This is a genomic window from Devosia naphthalenivorans, from assembly GCF_003056355.1.
Classification (GTDB): Bacteria; Pseudomonadota; Alphaproteobacteria; order Rhizobiales; family Devosiaceae; genus Devosia; species Devosia naphthalenivorans.
In genome coordinates this window covers 64,161-82,300 of sequence record NZ_PYVW01000002.1, presented here as the reverse complement: position 1 = coordinate 82,300, position 18,140 = coordinate 64,161, and the positions used below count along the sequence as shown (strand labels likewise).

The window sequence follows — 18,140 nt, the reverse complement described above, 5'->3', positions numbered from 1 at the left end:
GTCTTGATAGATGGCCTTTCATCTATCCTAACTGTCCGGTGTGTCGAATAGAAATTGAGCGCACTGCCCGTTTTTTTTGCAACTCGCCGGTGAGTAGCAAAAGTGTCACTCGCAAACCTGCCAAACGTCATCCTCATGCACCCACAGCCGACCGGTCGGGATATCGAACCAGCCTGCGTGCAGCGCCAGACGCCCAGCTTTTTCACGCTCGGACACGAATGGAAACGTTCGAAGATTGGCGATGGACGCCAATACGGCCAGCCGCTCCAGCGCTGTCGCCCGGTCCTTTGCGGCTGCCGGTCCCGGTGGGACCTGGACGCTGCCTGCCAGTTGGGCCAGGGGCAGGACCCAATTGCCGATAAAGGCGGAGTCCGTGCGTGGCGCGTTCCCCAGCGCAGCCTGGATGCCGCCACAGCCGGCGTGCCCAAGCACCAGCACATGCTCGACCTCCAATACATCGACAGCGTACTCGATCGCCGCCGACGTACCGTGGAAATGCGCATCCGGCTGATAGGGCGGGACGATATTGGCGACATTCCGCACCACAAAGAGCTCGCCCGGACCGCTGCCGAAGATCGATTCCGGTGCAGACCGGCTGTCGCAGCACCCTATGACCAGGGCGGGCGGCTTCTGGCCTTCGGTTGCCAATTGCCGGTACCGGTCTTCGGCACCGGGGAAGCCCTCGCGAAAATGCCGGTGGCCGGCAACAAGAATATCAGGAAGGGTCAAGCGCTGCTCCTATAGCTGCACCAGACGCAGGTAGGGGCGCAGCGTTTCGAAACCCTGCGGATATTTCTGCCGCGCAGCTTCGTCCGATATGGCCGGCGATATCACCACGCGCTCGCCCGGGAACCAATTGACCGGGGTGGACACTTTCTGGGTGTCGGTGAGTTGCAGGCTATCGATTACCCGCAGCACTTCCTGGAAATTGCGCCCGGCACTTGGTGGATAGGTCAGGATCAGGCGGATTTTCTTGGCCGGGTCGATCACGAAAATCGAGCGCACCGTAACGGTCGGGTCAGCCTCCGGATGGATCATTCCGTAGAGATCGGCCACGCCGGCATCGACATCGGCAATCATCGGAAAATTGAGGGCATGGCCCTGGGTTTGCTCGATGTCGTCCGCCCAATCTTCGTGAGCCTGCACGGCGTCCACTGAAAGTCCGATCGGCTTGACAAGCCGGCGGTCGAACTCGGGCTTGAGCCGGGCAACCTCGCCCAGCTCAGTCGTGCAGACCGGCGTGAAATTTTTCGGATGGCTGAAGAACAAGCCCCATTGGTCACCGAGCCAGTCATGGAAGCGGATTTCGCCATGCGTGCTCTGCTGCGTGAAATCGGGAGCTATCTGGCCGAGTTGAAGGTTCATGGATGTTTTCCTGGGGTTTGAGGTGGAGCGAGGGGTGAAAGAAGGTCTGTGCGGACGAGGAAATCGCCGAAATGCTCTCCGGCTTCACGCCCTGCGGCGTAGCGGCCGAAGAGGTCCCCGAGAGTGGCAAGGATCTGGGGTTCGGCTGCGTTTTCAAGATGGAGCTGGGCAAGCCGCTGCCCATGAAAGCCGCCGCCGAGGTAGAGATTGTATTTTCCCGGCGCCCTGCCCGTCAGGGCGATCTCGGCGATATATGGCCGGGAGCAGCCATTGGGGCAGCCGCTCATCCGCAGGGTAATTGGTTCTTCCGAGAGGCCGTGCTCGGCCAGAAGCAGTTCAAGCTTGCCGATCAGGCTGGGCAGATATCGTTCGCTCTCGGCCATGGCCAGACCACATGTCGGGAAGGCGACGCAGGCCATGGCGTTCTGCCGCAGTGTCCCCGGCCATTCCGGATCGACCAGACCATGACTGTCGAGAATGCCGGCGATGAGGGAACGTTCGCCGGGTTCGATGTCGGCGATCACCACGTTCTGGTTCGGGGTCAGCCGGAAGCTTCCCTTGTGAACCTCGGCGATGGCGCGCAGCGCGGTCATGGCGTCCCGGGTCGCGCCCAGGCCAAGCCGTCCGTTCTCGATGAACAAGGTGAAGTGGTGGCGGCCATCTTCGCCCCGCGCCCAGCCAAAGGCATCGCCATTGCTGGTGAACTCGAAAGTGCGGGCAGGCTTGAAGGCGAAGCCCAGACGTCTTTCGATCTCGGCGGTGACCCAGTCCAGGCCCTTGTCGTCGATCGTGTACTTGAAGCGGGCTCGTGCGCGGTCGACGCGGTTGCCGTAATCGCGCTGCACGGACATGACCGCATCGGTGACGGCAGGCACGGCTTCCTTGTCCACATAGCCGATGACGCTGGCGAGGCGGGGGTATGTTGTCGCAACTCGGTCCGTTCGACCCATGCCGCCGCCGATGGCGACGTCGAAGCCAACCAATCGCCCGGCCTCCACGATGGTGATGAAGCCCAGATCCTGCGCGTAAACGTCGATGTCGTTGGTCGGCGGGAGGACGAACCCGACCTTGAACTTTCGCGGCAGGTAGGTATGTCCGTAGAAGGGTTCTTCGGGTTCGGTGGTCGCCAGCCGCTCCTTGTCCAGCCATATCTCGCCGTAAGCGGGCATGCGCGGCACGGCGCGGTCTGAAGCGCGCTTCGCCAGGGCGGAAAGCTCCGCGTGCAGGCTGGAAAGACCGGGATTTACCGAGCACATCACGCCTCGGGCGTCATCGCCACAGGCAGCGACCGTATCGAGCAGCACCGCGTGCAGCCCCTGGATTGTTGCTCGAAGATTGTCCTTGAGCAGCCAATGGAACTGGAAGGTCTGGCGGGTGGTCAGGCGCAGCGTGTCGCCGCCATGCTGGCGCGCCAAATTGTCGATGGCCAGCCATTGTTCCGGCGTGCACACACCGCCAGGCAGCCTGACACGGGCCATGAACTGGTAGGCCGGTTCAAGCTTTTGCCGCCGCCGCTCCTCCCGGACATCCCTGTCGTCTTGCTGGTAGATGCCCTGGAACTTGAGAAGTTTGGTGTCTTCAGGCGTCACGCCGCCGCTGATGCGGTCGAGCAGGCTGAGCGCAATGCTTCCGCGCAATTGATCGCTGTTGGCCTTCAATGTCTCGTCCGGTCCGAGCCGCTCCAGCGGCTGGGAGAGGTCGGCGTCGCGGCTGATGGTATCGGTGATCATCAATAGACATCCCTCTGGTAGCGGCCTTGGCGCTGCAGGTCCCGTACATATTCCTCGGCCTGCTCGCGCCCCAGGCCGCCAGCATCGGCCACAAGGTCGATGAGGGTTGCGTTGACGTCTGGCGCCAGTCCCTTGGCGTCACCGCACACATAGAAATGTGCGCCTTCCTCAAGCCAGGCGAAGACTTCGGCCGCGGCCTCCCGAATGCGCTGCTGAACGTATGCGCGATCGCCGGGGTCACGGGAGAAGGCCACGTCCATGCGGCTGAGCACGCCGTCCCTAAGATGACCCTGCCACTCGGCCTGGTAGAGGAAGTCGCTCCGGAAATTCCTGTCGCCAAAGAACAGCCACGCCTTGCCATTGGCGGAGCGCTGGCGGCGTTCCTGGATAAACGCTCTGAACGGCGCCACGCCGGTTCCCGCCCCGACCATGATGATGGGAACATCGTCCTTGGGCAGCCGGAAGTGAGGGTTTGGCCTAACATAGACCGGCAGCGCGGCATCGTCTGGCAGGTCGCAGAGCGAGCCCGTTACCACGCCAAGACGCTCGCTGCCGTGAAGCGCGTAGCGGACCGTGGAGACGGTCAGGTGGACCTCCCCTTCATGTGCGGATTGGCTGGAAGCGATAGAATAGAGGCGGGGCTGAAGCCGGCGCAGGCCAGCCAGAAAATCGGCGGCACCGACACCCGAAGCGGGGTACTGGCGAGCGATGTCGACGACGTGGTTCGCCTCAAGATAGGCCAGTCTCTCGGTCACGCCCATTTTCGAAAGCGAGGCAGCGCCGCTGAGCCGCGCCCATTGCTCTAGAAACCGCGGTGTCGCGCCGGCAATCTCGTATTTGCTCGCTAGCGCAGCGCGCAGGGACAGCGTCTCGCCGTCGATTTGAACTGCCTCTGCCTCGTCCAGGGACAGCACGTCAATCAGCCCATCCACCACCTCTTCGCTGTTGCGGGCGATGATACCCAGGGCGTCGCCGGGTTCATAAGCGAGCCCGGAATCTTCAAGGTCCAGCTCGATATGGCGCGTCTCCTTGCTCGACCCGCGCCCGGTAATGACCAAATTCTCCAGCAGGCGCGCTACGACGGGATTGTCTTGGTCGGCGGCGCGTCGCGCGGGCGGTTGGGGTTCCTCGGCAGAAGCAGCCACTGTGGGACGCGACTGAACGAGGCTTTCCAGCACACCCTTTGCCCAATTTCTTCCAGCCGGGGTCTGATCGACGTCGCAGTCGATCCGGTCAGCCAGGCGGCTGGCGCCCAGTTCGCCCAGACGTTGATCGATGTGGCGGCCCGCTCCGCAGAAAAATTCGTAGGTGGAATCTCCCAAGGCCAGCACTGCGAAACGCAGATTGTCCAAACGGGGCGCCTTGCGGCTGCCCATGAATTCAAAAAAGCCGATCGCAGGCTGAGGTGGATCACCATCGCCATGGGTGCTGGTTATGACGATTAGATCGTCTTCCTGCTTGAGGGCCGAAGGTTCGTAGTCAGCCATGTCGATGGCCTTGGCTGAGAGGCCCAGCGCAATGGCTGAAGCCAGAACTTCACCAGCCAGGGCCGCACCGGTTCCGGTCTCGCTGCCATATAGCACCGCCAAGGTTCGGACCGGCACCACTGCGGGCGCAACGTCCTTGGGTGGAGCAACATCGAGCGAGCGGACACCATCGCCGAAACCGGTGAAATAGCCTCCCACCCAGGTGGATTGCTGCGGGTTGAGCGAAGAGGCGAGTGCCTTCAGGCTTTCCCACTGGTCGTCGCTGAGACCCAGTCCGGGAAATTCGGTTTTTGTCATGTCGGTATCCGCTAACCCCTATGCCCGCTTACTTGATCGGCGAACTGGTGCGGAGTGTTGACAGCCGCTTAACAGACGGTCAAATGAATGATAATACGGTTTTGCAACAAAAAGAATGCATAAACACCCATGGACCTCGTTCTGGCAAAGACATTCCTCGAGATCGCGGAGTCAGGGAGCTTCGTTACTGCTGCAGGCAAATTAAACGTAACGCAGACAGCAGTGAGCGCGCGCGTCCGCACGCTTGAAGAACAGCTTGGGCGGCGCCTTTTTGTTCGCAACAAAGCCGGCGCACGGCTGACGCCGGCCGGTGAGCGCTTCGTCAAACATGCTGCAAACCTCATCCAGGTATGGGATCGGGCCCGTCTGCAGGTTGGTCTGCCGGAAGGCAGGGTGGACATTGCCAGCGTCGGCGCCGAAATAAGTCTATGGAACCCCACTCTCGTGGACTGGCTCACCTGGATGCGGCAGGAACATCCCGACGTCGCCATAGCGGCCGAAGTGGACACAACCGCGAACCTGCTGGAACGCGTCAAGGATGGCTCTCTCGATATGGCGGTGGCGTATGATCCACCGCATAGCGGCCATCTCGTCGTGGAGCTGCTCGTCGAGGAGCGACTGATCATGGTCACCTCGCGGCCGGATGGTACAATCGGGCGGCAGGAAGATTACGTCTATGTGGATTGGGGCATGACGTTCCAGGCCAGCCATCAGGCGGCTTTCCCCGATTTGGGTGTGCCTGATGTTTCGATATCGCACGGCCCATTGGCCCTGCTGTACATCGCGCAGTCCGGTGGCAGCGGATATTTCCGTCAAAGCGCGGTCAAAGAGTTCCTCGATGCGGGAACGCTCTATCGCGTGGCCGACGCCCCTGAATTCGCCTACTCGATGCACCTGGTCTATTCAAACCGTGCCGAGACTTCCCTGGTTGAGCGGGTTCGATCCGGATTTCTTGCTATCAGGGATAATCTCGAATTCGGGCGTTAGTTGAACCTGCAATGCCGAAAGCGTGTTGCGCAGGTCTGACTCGGCCATCCTGGGCAGCAGGCCTTGCAATATCTGTCGCGCGCGGAGCCGCCGTGCTTCGATGTCCAATCCACCTTGCGGCAGATCGCTGGACCTGGGGCGCCTGTTCTCGCTGAACAGCCACAGCCAGCCTGCCATTGCTGCCGCTTCCGGACGGAAGGGTGGATGATCGCCGCTCGGCCCTGCCTCCTGCTGTCTCAGCGTCAACTGCACTATCGCCCGCAGTTCCTCGACCAATGCCGCCACCGCGGCATTGATCTCGTCCTGATCGGCATGGCCCATGTAGTCGCCAGAGAATTCCCCCGCCAGACACACGGGCGAGCTTGTCGGAGCAAGCAGTGTATCGACGGCAGGCAAGGCCTCCTCTGCCTCGGACAGGATGGTCTCGATGCGGTCGGCAGCAGAAACGATCGACTTGATCTCACCCACTCCGGTTCCGGCATAGAGTGCCATCGAGGCGAAGTCCCCGGTCATCGAGCGCAGCGGCGAGTCGGTGCTGAACAGATATATCGGCCTCCCCTCCTCCGATCCGATCACCCGGCCTTCTGCCTGCTCCTCCCCGAGCGCCACAACGGGAGTTCGAAGCACCCGTACCGGCGCATCGGATGGCCAATTGATGTGGAAGGCGCTGGTCAAAACGGTGTCAGCTGCATCGGCAGCAACGAGCCGCTCCCGATGATATGGGTGGGCGAACGACTCAAAGGTAGCCAGGAGCGCCGTACCCAGCACTATGCCCTGTGCACCCAGAGCCGTCGCCGTGAGAAGGTCGGAACCGAGCGCCAGCCCGCCGGCGGCCAGTACCGGAACATGCACTGCGTCCACCACCGCGGGCAGCAGGTCGCGAAGTGGGGTGATGCCGCGCACGTGCCCACCTGCTTCGACACCCTGGGCGATTACGATCTGTGCCCCTGCGCGCTCGGCCGTTCGCGCTTCCTGCACCGAGCCAACCTGGTAAACCACGACGATCCCGGCATCGCGCAATCGGCCGACCACTGCGGTATCGATTTGCCAGAACAATTCAACGACAGGTACTTCAAGGGCGATAACGGCATCGAGTTGCCGCGCCAGCAGGTCCGGTTCGGTGGCTGCGGGAATGAGGTTCACACCGAACCGGCAATGACCGGCATCGCGCACGCGGCCGACCTCCTGCTCGATGAGTGCGGGTGGTTCGCGAACCATCCCCAAGAAGCCGAAAGCGCCGGTCGCCGAGACTGCCGAGACCAGTTCTGAACGCGCGACGCCTCCCATTCCAGCGAGAACAATTGGAAGCTCGCACCCTAAAAGCGTGCAAGCTTCTCTGGTTTTGCTTGCCTGCCGGATACGCATCACTCGTCCTCTTCGATCGAGGTCACGACCCATCCAGAAGAACCAGCCGGCCTTTCCAGCGTCCACACTTCGGACAAGCACCTTACATGTTCGGGGTCACCTGCCAGGATGCGGCCGTCTGCGTCTTTCAGGGCGACGATCATCCTCGAGATGCACCGCATTTCGATGCGGCGCAATTTTGATTGTTCCTCGGGCTCGAGAAGCTCCGCTGCAACGAACTTGACCAGTTCCGAGTGAAGCACATGGCCCGCCTGCTCGCGTTCCGAGATTTCCAGCGACAACTGACTGTACAATCGAGGCGAAAGGACATTCCTCACCCGCTGCAGCTGTCGATCAGCGTAGGCGCTGACGACTTGCTCGAAGATGGTGTGGATGTCTGGCAAAGGATGAAAGGCCACGAGGTTTGTCTGAGCGGCAGTCGCGGAGGCCGGGCCCGAGATGTTCCCTGCACCAGGCGCTGCCTCAAACCTGAACGGCCACTCCATACGCATGAGCCAGCCTATGGTTACGAAGCATTCGTAAGCAAATGAATATTGTTGCGGTTTGTCTGCAGTTTATCTGCTGAATACCACAAGACCTCCCGGCGCTGTTCGCCGAGAGGCCCCCGTCGGCGATCCGAAGGTCAGCTCCCAAAGGCTTCAGGGCGGAGCTGCTCGCCATCTGCTTCGGGCTGGAACATGATCATCTCGATTTCTATGCTTTCGTGAACGTCCTGGGATTGCCGGGCGGTAAAGACCTGGCCCTCGCGCATGCCCAGGAGTGCCAGGCCGCGCGCAGTCCTGATCGAGATCGTGTGTTGCTCCTGGCCGCGACGGGGATGAAGCGCCAGCTTGTGTTCCATCGACCGGCCTTCGTTGACGCGATAACGAACGAAACTACCGAAAGTCGCGAGGTCGGGTTCCACCTCCTCGAGCGGCACGACTTCAGCAGTCTGAAGCTTCTCATGCAATTGCTGGAGGTAAGTTGCCGTGTGGAGGCCGCCCTGGCGGAACAATCCAACCAGGATGGCATGGTCGCGTTCGGTAAGAAGGGGTGTCATTGCGATTGTCATTAAAGATTTTCCAAGAGCTCTCATGATCCGGGAACCTACGCAAAGGCGGTTCACCCTGGATCAATGCGATGAAGGGAGGGAATGGTTTACCTGGTTCAGCTCTTGCCGCAGCAGGTGGCCGAACCAGGCAAGGCGCTCATTGGCAGGTCAAATCCGGACAGGCGCAGCAGCATCAGCTTTCCGCGCGCCGAACCATAAGCAAGCATTTCAGTTGCACTCCGTTAAACCCAGCACTTGCGGCTGGACGCTGACGGCTGTGATCGGTGATGTGTTGGAGTTCCTGATCCCTAAACCTTGCGCAGAAAAACATGCGCGGTTTAGGGAAACTATCCTTCGGCCGGAACTGTCCGGTGGGCAAATGCTTGATAGATATTGGAGATCAGGCTCATGCAGTCAGCGTAAGCCGCGAATAAATAAAGTCAAGCTGAGCGCATTTCCCGAGACGGGCAGCCCCATCAACTGGTCTGGAGGATCAGTCCGCTGGCGGCTTCCGCCAGTTCTCGGCTATCGGAAGGTTTGCTGACCCAGACACCTCGGGAAAACAGCGTATTGGCATGCAGGCTTGGCACGTCGCCGGAATGCACGACGAAGGGGACATGATCCTGCACGAGCCTCGACACGATGGCCTCGCATGTTCCGTCCTTGAGCATGATGTCGACGATCACCACGTCCGGCCGGTGCGCCTCTAGCCACTGCTCGGCATCGGCGCAGGTCAACATGGTTGCTACGGCGAAGCCTGCACTGTCGAGTGCCTGTTCCACATCCATCGCAATGAGCGCCTCGTCTTCCAGCAACAAGGCCAATGGGCAATTCTGGTCCATGCGCGATGCTAGCGCAGGCGCGCCCTGGAGTCCGCTAACATGAGTTAACTAGCGTATTTCCCGAATTTCAATGCCAGGGATTTCGGACTTGATATCAGCGTCCGGGTCGAGCCGGGCATTGGGGCTTTCCATGCGGTCCCGGTAGAGCGCCGCACGGGCCAGCAGCATCAAGGTCACCGGCGTGGTCAGGGAAACGAAGATGAAAATCAGCACTTCGTGCACCGAGGGCCGCTGCGCGGTTACGCTGAAATAGAGAATTGACGCGAGCAGGATGAAGCCGCTTCCAAGACTGGTGCCGAGCGTTGGCGCATGGACCCGCTCGTAGAAATTATTGAGCCGCACGAGGCCTATGGTACCGACCAGGGTCAGCATGGCACCAAGTATTGCAAAGATCCCCACGGCAAGCACCAACCAGAGCGGGAGTTCGGAAAGGCTCATTCGATCACCTCTCCGCGCATCAGGAACTTGGCAAGGGCGACCGTTCCGACAAATCCGAGCAATCCGATAATGAGGGCGATCTCGAAATAGGTCGTGGTGCCGGTTTTCATGCCGAAGATAACGAGAACCAGCATGGCGTTCACGTAGAGGGCATCAAGGCTCAGGATCCGATCCTGCGCCCGGGGACCACGGATGATGCGGTAGGCCGTGGCAGCCATCGCCAGCGCGAGCAATATCTGGGCGATGGTCAGCATCCAGAACAACAGGTCTGCGCTCATTGGAAGATCTCCAGCAGCAGTGTTTCGTAGCGATCCTTGAAGGTGGTGATCCATTCCTGATCGCTCTTGAGGTCGAGCAGGTGGATCAGCACGGAGTTATCGGCGGCCCGGTGTTCGAGCCAAGCGCTGCCCGGCGTTGCCGTGACGATGCAGGCCAAGACGGCCAAGCCCGTCTTGTCGCGCAGATCAAGCGGCAAACGCAGGAAGCCGGACTGCTCCGGGCGCCGGTGCCCCAGAATGATGATGGCGGTGACCGCGATATTGGAGCGGACGACATCCACCAGCACGAGCCACATCAACAGCAGCACCTTGTCGAGGCGCCGCACCTTTGGCTGCTCGGGCACCAGGGCCGCCATGGCGTGGGTCGCGCCGAAGGCCACGGCAGCGCCCAGCAGCAACTGACCGATCCCGGCCGATTGCTGCAACAGCACCCACATCAGCACCAGACCAACGAACAGCAGGGGATAGGGCAATAAACGCTTGATCATGGCGCGGCCACCGAACCGGCAAGGGGTGCGCCCAGAACGTCGTTGATATAGCCGGCAGGCGTGTAAAGTGCCTGGGCGGCTGCGTCCATGTAGCCCAGGATGGGGCCTGCCATGACAGCCATGACGATGCACAGCGCCAGCAGCGTTACCACGGGCACGATCTCGATAACCTGTACGTCTGCCGGCGCTTCTTCGAGCGTAGCCCAGAACGTGTTGATGCCAGTGCGCACCAGCGCGACGAGGGCCGCAAAGCCCGAAATGATCAGCAGGCTCGCCAGCCACCAGGCCTGGGGCGAAACGACATTTTGGGTCGCCAGTCCTTCCGGGTTGAGCATGGGCGAGATCATCGCGAACTTGGCGAGGAACCCCGATAGCGGCGGCAGACCGGACAGCACCAGGGCGCAAACGGCAAAGCTGATGCCCAGCACGGCCATGGCGCCGGGAATGACCGTGCCAATTTCCTGCACCGCTTCATCCTCCTCATCATCACCATAGGCTTCCATGGTGACGGCCAGGATATCAGCGCCTTCCATGCGGACGCGTTCGACGAGTTCTACCAGCAGGAACATTGCACTGATCGCCAGTGTCGAACTGATCAGATAGAACAGCGCACCGCCGACGACGCCTTCGTTGCCCAGCCCGATGGCTGCCAGCAGCGTGCCTGACGATACCAGAACGAGGCTGCCCGACAATCGCGCCGTGGTCTGCGCGGCCAGGGCGCTGACCGCGCCATAGGCTATCGTTCCCATGCCGCCATAGAGCAGCACCAGTTGACCGAACCCTGCCGACACGCCCGCTGCATCCCCGAAGAACAGCAAGGACAGCCGCAAGAGCGCGTAGACGCCCACCTTGGTCATGATGGCAAATACCGCGGCAACCGGCGCGGAGGCCGCGGCATAGGCGCCGGTCAACCAGAACCCGAGCGGCCACATCGCCGACTTGGTGAGGAAAGCAACGCCCAGAATGGCGGCTCCGGCTTCGAGCAACCCGCGATCAGCCTCGGGCACATTGGTGATCTTGGCGGCAATATCAGCCATGTTGAGCGTGCCGGTTGTTCCATAGATCAGTGCCGCGCCAATCAGGAACAGGGACGACGTCGCCAGATTGACCGCTATGTAGTGCAATCCGGCACGCGCCCGGGCGGAACCGGACCCATGCAGCAGCAGACCATAAGACGCGGCCAGCAGCACTTCGAAGAACACGAAGAGATTAAACAGATCGCCGGTGAGAAACGCCCCGCACAAGCCCATAAGCAGGAAGTGCAGCAAGCTATGGAAGCTGGGGGCAACAGCGTGCCAGCGGGCAATGGCAAAGACCAGCGTGCACATCCCCAGCACGGCGGTCAGCAGCACCATGAGCGCCGCCAACCTGTCGCCCACCAGAACGATGCCGAACGGCACGGGCCAATTGCCGAGCGGGTAGGTGGCGGTCAATTCGCCATCCACCGGACCGACAAGGCCCGCGCGATGGACGAGCAGAGCCGCAACCACCAGCAGCGCCAGCGTCGAGGCAAAGCTGATGCCTGCCTTGAGCGGGCGGTGGCGATCATCCACAAACAGCAGGAATGCACCCGTTGCCAGCGGCAGCAGAATGGGAAGGATAATCAGATGATCCTGAAGCATCATCATCTAGCGCTCCTTTCCATCGACGTGGTCGGTACCGGTAAAGCCGCGCACCGCCAGCATCACGACGAGAAATAGCGCCGTCATGGCAAAACCGATGACGATGGCGGTCAGCACCAGCGCCTGCGGCACAGGGTCGGTATAGGACAGCGGATCGACAGTGCCGCCATTGACCACCGGAGCGGCATTGATGCGCAGGCGCCCCATGCCGAAGATGAACAAATTGACCGCATAGGACAGCAGCGACAGCCCCACGATCACCTGAAACGTGCGGGGCCGCAGCAGCAGCCAGACGCCACAAGTGGTCAGCACCCCTATGCCGATGGCAAGAATAAGCTCCATCAGAGCACCTCCTGCCCGATTTGCGCTTCGGTTTCCGGCACCCGGACCGGCGGACGCGCGGCGCGCGGGGAGCGCACCGACTGGTGGGCCAGGGCAATCAGGATCAACACGGTTGCTCCGACCACGAGGATAAAGACGCCCAGATCGAACAGCAGGGCGGTCGCCATCGGTACCCGGCCGATCCAGGGGAGCTCGGCATATTGGAAGTGGCTGGTGAGGAACGGATAGCCAAACACCCACGAACCCAGTCCCGTGCCCATCGCCGCCAGAAGACCAAACCCGATCCAGCGGATGGGCAGGATACGCAAGTGGTCTTCTACCCAGCGCGTACCGGCGGCCATGTATTGCAGGATGAAGCCGATCGACATGATGATCCCGGCCGCAAACCCGCCGCCCGGCTGGTCGTGACCGCGCAAAAACACATGCACTGCCAGAACGATGATGACGGGGAACATCCACTGCATAATGACGGCAGGAACCAGCAGGTATTCGCTGACCGTTTCACCATCATAGCGCTCTGGCTGCTGAGCATCGAACGCATTTTGCAAACGCTGCTGCTCGGGCTTGTCCACCGACTCCGCCGCAGGGCGGAAGCGACGCAGGAGCGCAAAGACCGTCAGGGCCACGATGCCGAGGACGGTGATCTCGCCCAATGTGTCAAAGCCGCGGAAATCCACGAGCATCACGTTGACCACATTGGTGCCGCCGCCAAGCTTGTAGGCGTGCTCCAGGAAATAATCGCCGATGCTGCCAACCAGCACCGGGCGGGTCATCACCGCATAGGCGAGCAGCGCCATGCCCATACCCGCGACAATGGCGATCGCTAGATCGCGCACACGGCGAATACGCACCTTGAGCAAGGCGACATCATCGCCGGCAAAGGCGACGCGCTTGGGCAGCCAGCGCAAGCCGAGCAGGATCAGCACCGTCGTTACGATTTCCACGAGCAGCTGCGTCAGGGCCAGATCAGGCGCCGAGAACCAGACAAAGGTGATGCAGGTGACGATGCCCGTGGCCCCCAACAGCACCAGGGCGGCCAAGCGGTGAAACTTGGCCTGATAGCTTGCAGCAATGGCACAGCAAATGCCTACGAGCCAGATCGCGGCAAATGCCGGGTCCATCCGCGTCGGCGGAGCGATCAACTCACCCAGTCGCCCCCACACCGCAGCAACAGCAGCTCCGATGGCAAACAGCACCAGCAGGGCGAGTTGCGGCTGCAACCGCCTTGTGCCGAAGCGGCGCTCCATCCACTTGGCCCCCTTCCACGAGATAGTCGTGAGGACCCGCTCGAATATGCGCTGGCCACGCAGATTGCGGATCAGGGGAGGCCCCTCGATGCCGCGTTGCAGATAGCCATACAGCGCCCAGTAAAGCAGCACGCCACCCACCAGGGCAACAGCGCTCATGGCCAGCGGCACGTTGAACCCGTGCCAGACCGAAAGGCTGTAATATGGGGTTTCGGGCCCCGTCACCGAGACGACGGCTGCCGCAAGGAACGGGCCGATGGTGATCCCCGGAATGACCCCGACGATCAGGCAGGCGAGCACCAGGATTTCGATGGGGCGTCGCATAAGTGCCGGCGGTTCATGCGGAACGCGATCGAGCTGGGTAGGAGCCGGGCCGAAGAAAACTCCATGCACGAAGCGCAGCGAGTAGGCGACGCTGAACATGCCCGCAATGGTTGCGCCGATCGGTAAAGCCAGATTGACGAACGGGTTGGCGTCGCGCAGCGCGGTTTCGCTGAAGAACATCTCCTTGGAGAGGAACCCATTGAGCAGCGGCACCCCTGCCATGGCCGCACTCGCCACCATCGCAAGGGTGGCGGTGAACGGCATGAAGCGGAATATCCCGCTTAGCTTGCGGATATCTCGCGTGCCGGTTTCATGGTCGATAATGCCGGCCGCCATGAACAGCGAGGCCTTGAAAGTGGCGTGATTGGCGATGTGGAAGATCGCCGCCACGGCAGCCAGCGGGCTGCTCATGCCCAAAAGCGTGGTGATAAGACCCAGATGGCTGATCGTCGAATAGGCCAGCAGACCCTTGAGGTCGGTCTGGAAAATCGCCGCATAGGCGCCCAGTATCAGCGTGGTGAGGCCCGCGAAGGTGACGATCCAGAACCATTGGTCCGTCCCCGCCATGACGGGCCAGAACCGGACCAGCAGGAACACCCCGGCCTTCACCATCGTGGCCGAATGCAGATAGGCGGAAACGGGCGTCGGCGCGGCCATGGCGTGCGGCAGCCAGAACTGGAACGGAAACTGCGCGCTTTTGGTCAGGGCACCCAAAAGGACAAGGATCAGCGCCGGCACGTAAAGCGGATGCGCCTTGATCAGATCGCCCGAGGCCAGAACCACGTCCAGATCATAGCTGCCCACGATATGCCCGATGATCAGCGCGCCCAGCAGCAGCGCCTGCCCGCCGAGCCCGGTGACGATCAGCGCCATGCGCGCGCCATCGCGGGCCGCCGACAGGTGGAACCAGTAGCCGATCAGCAGGAACGAGGTGATGCTGGTCAACTCCCAGAACAGCACCAGCTGGATCAGATTCCCCGAAAGCACGACGCCAAGCATCGCCCCCATGAAGGCCAGGAAAAACGAGAAGAAGCGGGTAACCGGGTCCTTGGGGGACATGTAGTAGCGGGCATACAGCACCACCAGCAGGCCCACGCCCGTGATCAGCAGGCAGAACAGCCAGCTCAACCCATCGAGCCTGAAGATCAGGTCAAGTCCGAGCGAACTGATCCAGGGAATGTCGATGCGGACGACATTGCCATTGGTGATCTGCGGATACGACCACAGCGTCACACCCAGCCCGAATGCCGCGATCAGTCCCGCCAGCCACGCTCCGGTCGTTTGTTGTTCCCGCGGAAGCAGCGCACCGATAAGCGCTCCAGCGAACGGCAAGGCAACAATCGTGACCAGGAGAATGGGAAGAATCATCGGGGCTGAGCAAACTCACGAGTTTGAAATAAGGATGCACTCAGTGACTCGTGTTTGGCTGCGCATGCAACAGTCAAACTTGTCGCGCCCACCTTGCGCAGCGAAAATCATGCCGCGCTCACCGGGCTGGCGCTCGATGGTTGATGCAGCATGCAGAAGGACATTTGGGATATGCACTGCTGATTGTCCAGCCAAGAGCGCCACAATTGCCGCTGCTTGTCAGTTTTTCCAGCGACAGCTATTGAGCAGAAAATCGGTAGGACGCGGCACAGCCTTTGCGATAAACGATTCCGGTCCCCCGATGACAGATCGTCAGTTGCGGGCCGATAGATATTTCCTCAGCCGCCGAGCGGCGCTCCCCAGGAGAAAACAGATGGCCATGCTGAACGAAGCGGCAAAGGGCGTATACGTCATCGCTGTGACCCCCTTCTCCGAAGATGGTGCGCTCGATCTCGAAAGCATCGATTCCATGATCGATTTCTACGAGAGCGTTGGGGTGACGGGCATAACCGTGCTTGGGCAATTGGGGGAGGCGCCGAAGCTGACGGCAGCGGAGTCGGCCCAGGTCGTGCAGCGCGTACTCAAGCGCCTCGACGGACGCTTGCCGGTGGTTGTCGGCGTTTCGGCTCCCGGCCTTGCTCCGATGGCTGAGCTGGCACAGACGGTAATGGATCAAGGCGCCGCCGGGGTGATGGTGGCGCCGCCCTGGACCACCAAGACCGACGATCAGAGCTTTGCGTTTTACCAATCTGTTGGTGAGGCCTTGGGACAGATCCCATTCGTGCTGCAGGACTATCCCCTCACCACCAATGTCACCATCGCACCCAAAGTCATCGACCGCATCGTGCGCGAAGTGCCCAACTGCGTCATGCTCAAGCATGAAGACTGGCCGGGTCTGGCTAAGATCACGGCGCTCCGCGCTTCCAGCGAGAAGGGCGAAACCCGCCGCATTTCCATCCTGTGTGGCAATGGCGGACTTTTCCTGCCCGAGGAGATGGCCCGCGGTGCCGACGGCGCAATGACCGGCTTCTGCTATCCCGAAATGATGGTGGGCGTGGTCAATGCGTTTGCGGAGGGCAATGTCGACCGGGCCCACGAGATCTTTGCCGCCTACCTGCCATTAGCGCGCTACGAGCAACAGCAGGGGATCGGCCTTGCGGCACGCAAATATGTGCTGGCCAAACGCGGCGTCATTAAATCGGCGGCCCTGCGCAAGCCGCGCCCTGCCCTTTCATCGCTGGACGTCGCCGATATCGAGCGGCTGCTGGCGCGCCAGGCTATCCGGCTTCAGCAAATCAACGCCTGAGAGTTTGCTCGCTCAGCCCTGACCGAACGTTGCAAGGGCAGCTTCAAGCTGGTGCAAGTCGGCGATGACGATGTCTGCCCCAAGTTCGGCAGCAGGAATGTCGGAATAGCCTCCCTCCACCAGGATCGATGCGATGCCCGCGCGACGTGCCGATTCGATATCGGCTGCGCTGTCGCCAACCATGACCGTGTCACCGGGCGGGACACCAAGTGAGGTGGCAATGTGCAGGAGCATGTCCGGCGCGGGCTTCAACGGAATGCCGCTGTCGCCCAGGATCATGGCAAAGGCACCACGCAGGCCGAAATGATCGACAAGCGCCTCGGTGGCCGCCTGCAGCTTGTTGGTCACCAGAGCCAACTGCCGCCCTTCCCTTTTGCTCAGCGCCTCCAGTGCGCCCGGCAACAGCGTCGTATGCCCGGTCAGGTGGCGCATGTAGATAGCGGCCATGGTTTGCAATCTGGCCCGGAGTTCGCTGGCCGGGAGATCCATGCCGCGAGCCCTATAGGCACGCTCGACGAGCTTGCCCAGACCGCGTCCGACCATGGACCGCACCTCGGCCTCACTGAACGGGGCAAGACCATCCAGGGCGACCAGTTCATTGATGGCCAGCCGGATATCGGGAACGGAATCGATCAGGGTACCGTCCAGGTCGAACAACACCAGTTTAGGCCAGGCGGTCACGGCAATTTCCTCAATAAAAAAGATCGACGCCCTTGGGCGCCGATGAACAGGATTGGTGCTGTTGGTGCAGCGATTAGTTGAAGCGATAGCGAACGGTGCCGCGCACTTCGTGCAGCCAATTGTTTTCGGCGGCGATATTCTGCGGCACCGCGGCGCGATTGCTCACTTCGGCAATATAGACGCCGCGATAGCCAACGTCCGCGACGACGGAGCCGAAGTCGTAGCCGACGCCGGCCATTGCTGCAGCGGCAAAGCTGGTATTGTTGCCAGATGGGACGGCGTCGCCTGCTGGCGTAGAGGCTTCGATCCGGTTGAATGCGACACCCGCACCGGCACCGACGTAGCCAAAAGCGCCGCCAGCGGCGCCATAGCCATATTCCCCACCAAGCGAGAAATCGTAGTAGACGTTGGCAAGGGCGATGGTGGACCGCAGCTTGGCGCTGTAATTGCCCAGACCAGAGGGGCTGGAGAACTCGATATCTTCGTTGTTGACGTAGTCAACGGTCACGTCGGCACGCAGACCAGTGCCGGTTTCATAGCCAAAGCCCGCGCCGACGCTGTAGCCGTAGCCCATTTCCTCGAAGGGGAAAGTGGTCTCGCAGGCGCCGCACTCATAGCCAATACCTTCTTCGGTCCACAGGCCATTGAAGGCCGCGCTTCCGCGCAGGTAGAACGAACCCTCTACGCCGTAGTCCACTTCCGGAATTTCGATGATCGGGGGGTATTCGGGGAAGTCGGCGGCGATTGCTTGACCGGCGATGAGAGTGGCTCCTGCCACAACAGCCGCAGCGATGAGCTTGCGCATGAGTTTCGTCCTTTGATTGCCACGACACCAGTTGGTTGCCAATCAATATGGTCGAAGTTTATTAAAGCGCGCTTAACCTAAACGCTTAACCCTAATCACGCGTCAAACTGCTTGCCACTATACTGGAGCGGCAAGGAA

Annotated in this window: 18 protein-coding genes; 2 read left to right on the top strand and 16 right to left on the bottom strand. The window is 61.2% G+C overall.

All coding sequences use genetic code 11. The features are described 5' to 3' along the window. Nucleotides 1-105 precede the first annotated feature (105 nt). Genes C8264_RS03525 through C8264_RS03510 form a run of 4 tightly spaced genes read right to left on the bottom strand, consistent with a single transcriptional unit; the run spans nt 106 to nt 4,879 of the window. Nucleotides 106-729, bottom strand: a complete 624-nt coding sequence (locus C8264_RS03525) for a carbonic anhydrase (RefSeq protein ID WP_108459585.1) — start codon at nt 727-729, stop codon at nt 106-108. A 9-nt stretch (nt 730-738) separates the two neighbouring features. After that, complete coding sequence (locus C8264_RS03520) at nt 739-1,365, bottom strand: peroxiredoxin (RefSeq protein ID WP_108459584.1); 627 nt, start codon at nt 1,363-1,365, stop codon at nt 739-741. After that, nucleotides 1,362-3,098: an assimilatory sulfite reductase (NADPH) hemoprotein subunit gene (cysI, locus tag C8264_RS03515; RefSeq protein ID WP_425430659.1), complete on the bottom strand. Its 1,737-nt coding sequence runs from the start codon at nt 3,096-3,098 to the stop codon at nt 1,362-1,364. Before cysI ends, C8264_RS03520 begins: the two co-directional genes overlap by 4 nt. Beyond that, nucleotides 3,095-4,879 (bottom strand): assimilatory sulfite reductase (NADPH) flavoprotein subunit, encoded by a 1,785-nt coding sequence (locus C8264_RS03510; protein ID WP_108459582.1) that lies wholly within the window; start codon nt 4,877-4,879, stop codon nt 3,095-3,097. The genes cysI and C8264_RS03510 overlap by 4 nt, the downstream gene beginning before the upstream one ends. A 129-nt stretch (nt 4,880-5,008) precedes the next feature. Between C8264_RS03510 and C8264_RS03505 the strand changes: the two genes are divergently transcribed. Continuing rightward, nucleotides 5,009-5,866 (top strand): LysR family transcriptional regulator, encoded by an 858-nt coding sequence (locus C8264_RS03505; protein ID WP_108459581.1) that lies wholly within the window; start codon nt 5,009-5,011, stop codon nt 5,864-5,866. Here the strand turns inward: C8264_RS03505 and C8264_RS03500 are convergent. The 10 genes from C8264_RS03500 to C8264_RS03455 all read right to left on the bottom strand — a co-directional run bounded on the left by C8264_RS03500 (nt 5,783) and on the right by C8264_RS03455 (nt 15,210). After that, nucleotides 5,783-7,231 (bottom strand): NAD(P)H-dependent flavin oxidoreductase, encoded by a 1,449-nt coding sequence (locus C8264_RS03500; RefSeq protein ID WP_108459580.1) that lies wholly within the window; start codon nt 7,229-7,231, stop codon nt 5,783-5,785. The genes C8264_RS03505 and C8264_RS03500 overlap by 84 nt on opposite strands. Then, entirely contained in the window at nt 7,231-7,629 is a 399-nt protein-coding gene (locus C8264_RS03495; protein ID WP_162783437.1) for a Tim44 domain-containing protein, read from the bottom strand. The genes C8264_RS03500 and C8264_RS03495 overlap by 1 nt, the downstream gene beginning before the upstream one ends. 224 nt (nt 7,630-7,853) lie before the next feature. Next, entirely contained in the window at nt 7,854-8,282 is a 429-nt protein-coding gene (locus C8264_RS03490; protein WP_108459578.1) for a GreA/GreB family elongation factor, read from the bottom strand. A gap of 455 nt (nt 8,283-8,737) precedes the next feature. Beyond that, nucleotides 8,738-9,103 carry a response regulator gene (locus C8264_RS03485; protein ID WP_108459577.1) on the bottom strand — a complete coding sequence of 122 codons (366 nt, stop codon included), beginning with the start codon at nt 9,101-9,103 and terminating at the stop codon, nt 8,738-8,740. A 48-nt stretch (nt 9,104-9,151) separates the two neighbouring features. Next, nucleotides 9,152-9,541: a monovalent cation/H(+) antiporter subunit G gene (gene mnhG / locus C8264_RS03480; RefSeq protein WP_108459576.1), complete on the bottom strand. Its 390-nt coding sequence runs from the start codon at nt 9,539-9,541 to the stop codon at nt 9,152-9,154. Continuing rightward, complete coding sequence (locus C8264_RS03475) at nt 9,538-9,819, bottom strand: K+/H+ antiporter subunit F (RefSeq protein ID WP_108459575.1); 282 nt, start codon at nt 9,817-9,819, stop codon at nt 9,538-9,540. Before C8264_RS03475 ends, mnhG begins: the two co-directional genes overlap by 4 nt. Beyond that, nucleotides 9,816-10,307 carry a Na+/H+ antiporter subunit E gene (locus tag C8264_RS03470; RefSeq protein ID WP_245892922.1) on the bottom strand — a complete coding sequence of 164 codons (492 nt, stop codon included), beginning with the start codon at nt 10,305-10,307 and terminating at the stop codon, nt 9,816-9,818. Before C8264_RS03470 ends, C8264_RS03475 begins: the two co-directional genes overlap by 4 nt. Continuing rightward, entirely contained in the window at nt 10,304-11,935 is a 1,632-nt protein-coding gene (locus C8264_RS03465; RefSeq protein ID WP_108459574.1) for a monovalent cation/H+ antiporter subunit D, read from the bottom strand. The genes C8264_RS03470 and C8264_RS03465 overlap by 4 nt, the downstream gene beginning before the upstream one ends. After that, nucleotides 11,936-12,271: a Na+/H+ antiporter subunit C gene (locus tag C8264_RS03460; RefSeq protein ID WP_108459573.1), complete on the bottom strand. Its 336-nt coding sequence runs from the start codon at nt 12,269-12,271 to the stop codon at nt 11,936-11,938. Beyond that, entirely contained in the window at nt 12,271-15,210 is a 2,940-nt protein-coding gene (locus C8264_RS03455) for a monovalent cation/H+ antiporter subunit A (RefSeq protein ID WP_108459572.1), read from the bottom strand. The genes C8264_RS03460 and C8264_RS03455 overlap by 1 nt, the downstream gene beginning before the upstream one ends. A 373-nt stretch (nt 15,211-15,583) precedes the next feature. Here C8264_RS03455 and C8264_RS03450 point away from each other — a divergent pair, with 373 nt between their 5' ends. Then, nucleotides 15,584-16,516, top strand: a complete 933-nt coding sequence (locus C8264_RS03450) for a dihydrodipicolinate synthase family protein (RefSeq protein WP_108459571.1) — start codon at nt 15,584-15,586, stop codon at nt 16,514-16,516. 12 nt (nt 16,517-16,528) lie between these two features. Here the strand turns inward: C8264_RS03450 and C8264_RS03445 are convergent, their stop codons facing one another. Then, a complete protein-coding gene (locus tag C8264_RS03445; protein WP_245892921.1) occupies nt 16,529-17,197 on the bottom strand; it encodes an HAD family hydrolase in 669 nt (222 codons plus the stop codon). Nucleotides 17,198-17,270: 73 nt separating this feature from the next. After that, nucleotides 17,271-18,002 carry an outer membrane protein gene (locus C8264_RS03440; RefSeq protein ID WP_108459569.1) on the bottom strand — a complete coding sequence of 244 codons (732 nt, stop codon included), beginning with the start codon at nt 18,000-18,002 and terminating at the stop codon, nt 17,271-17,273. Nucleotides 18,003-18,140: the final 138 nt, after the last annotated feature.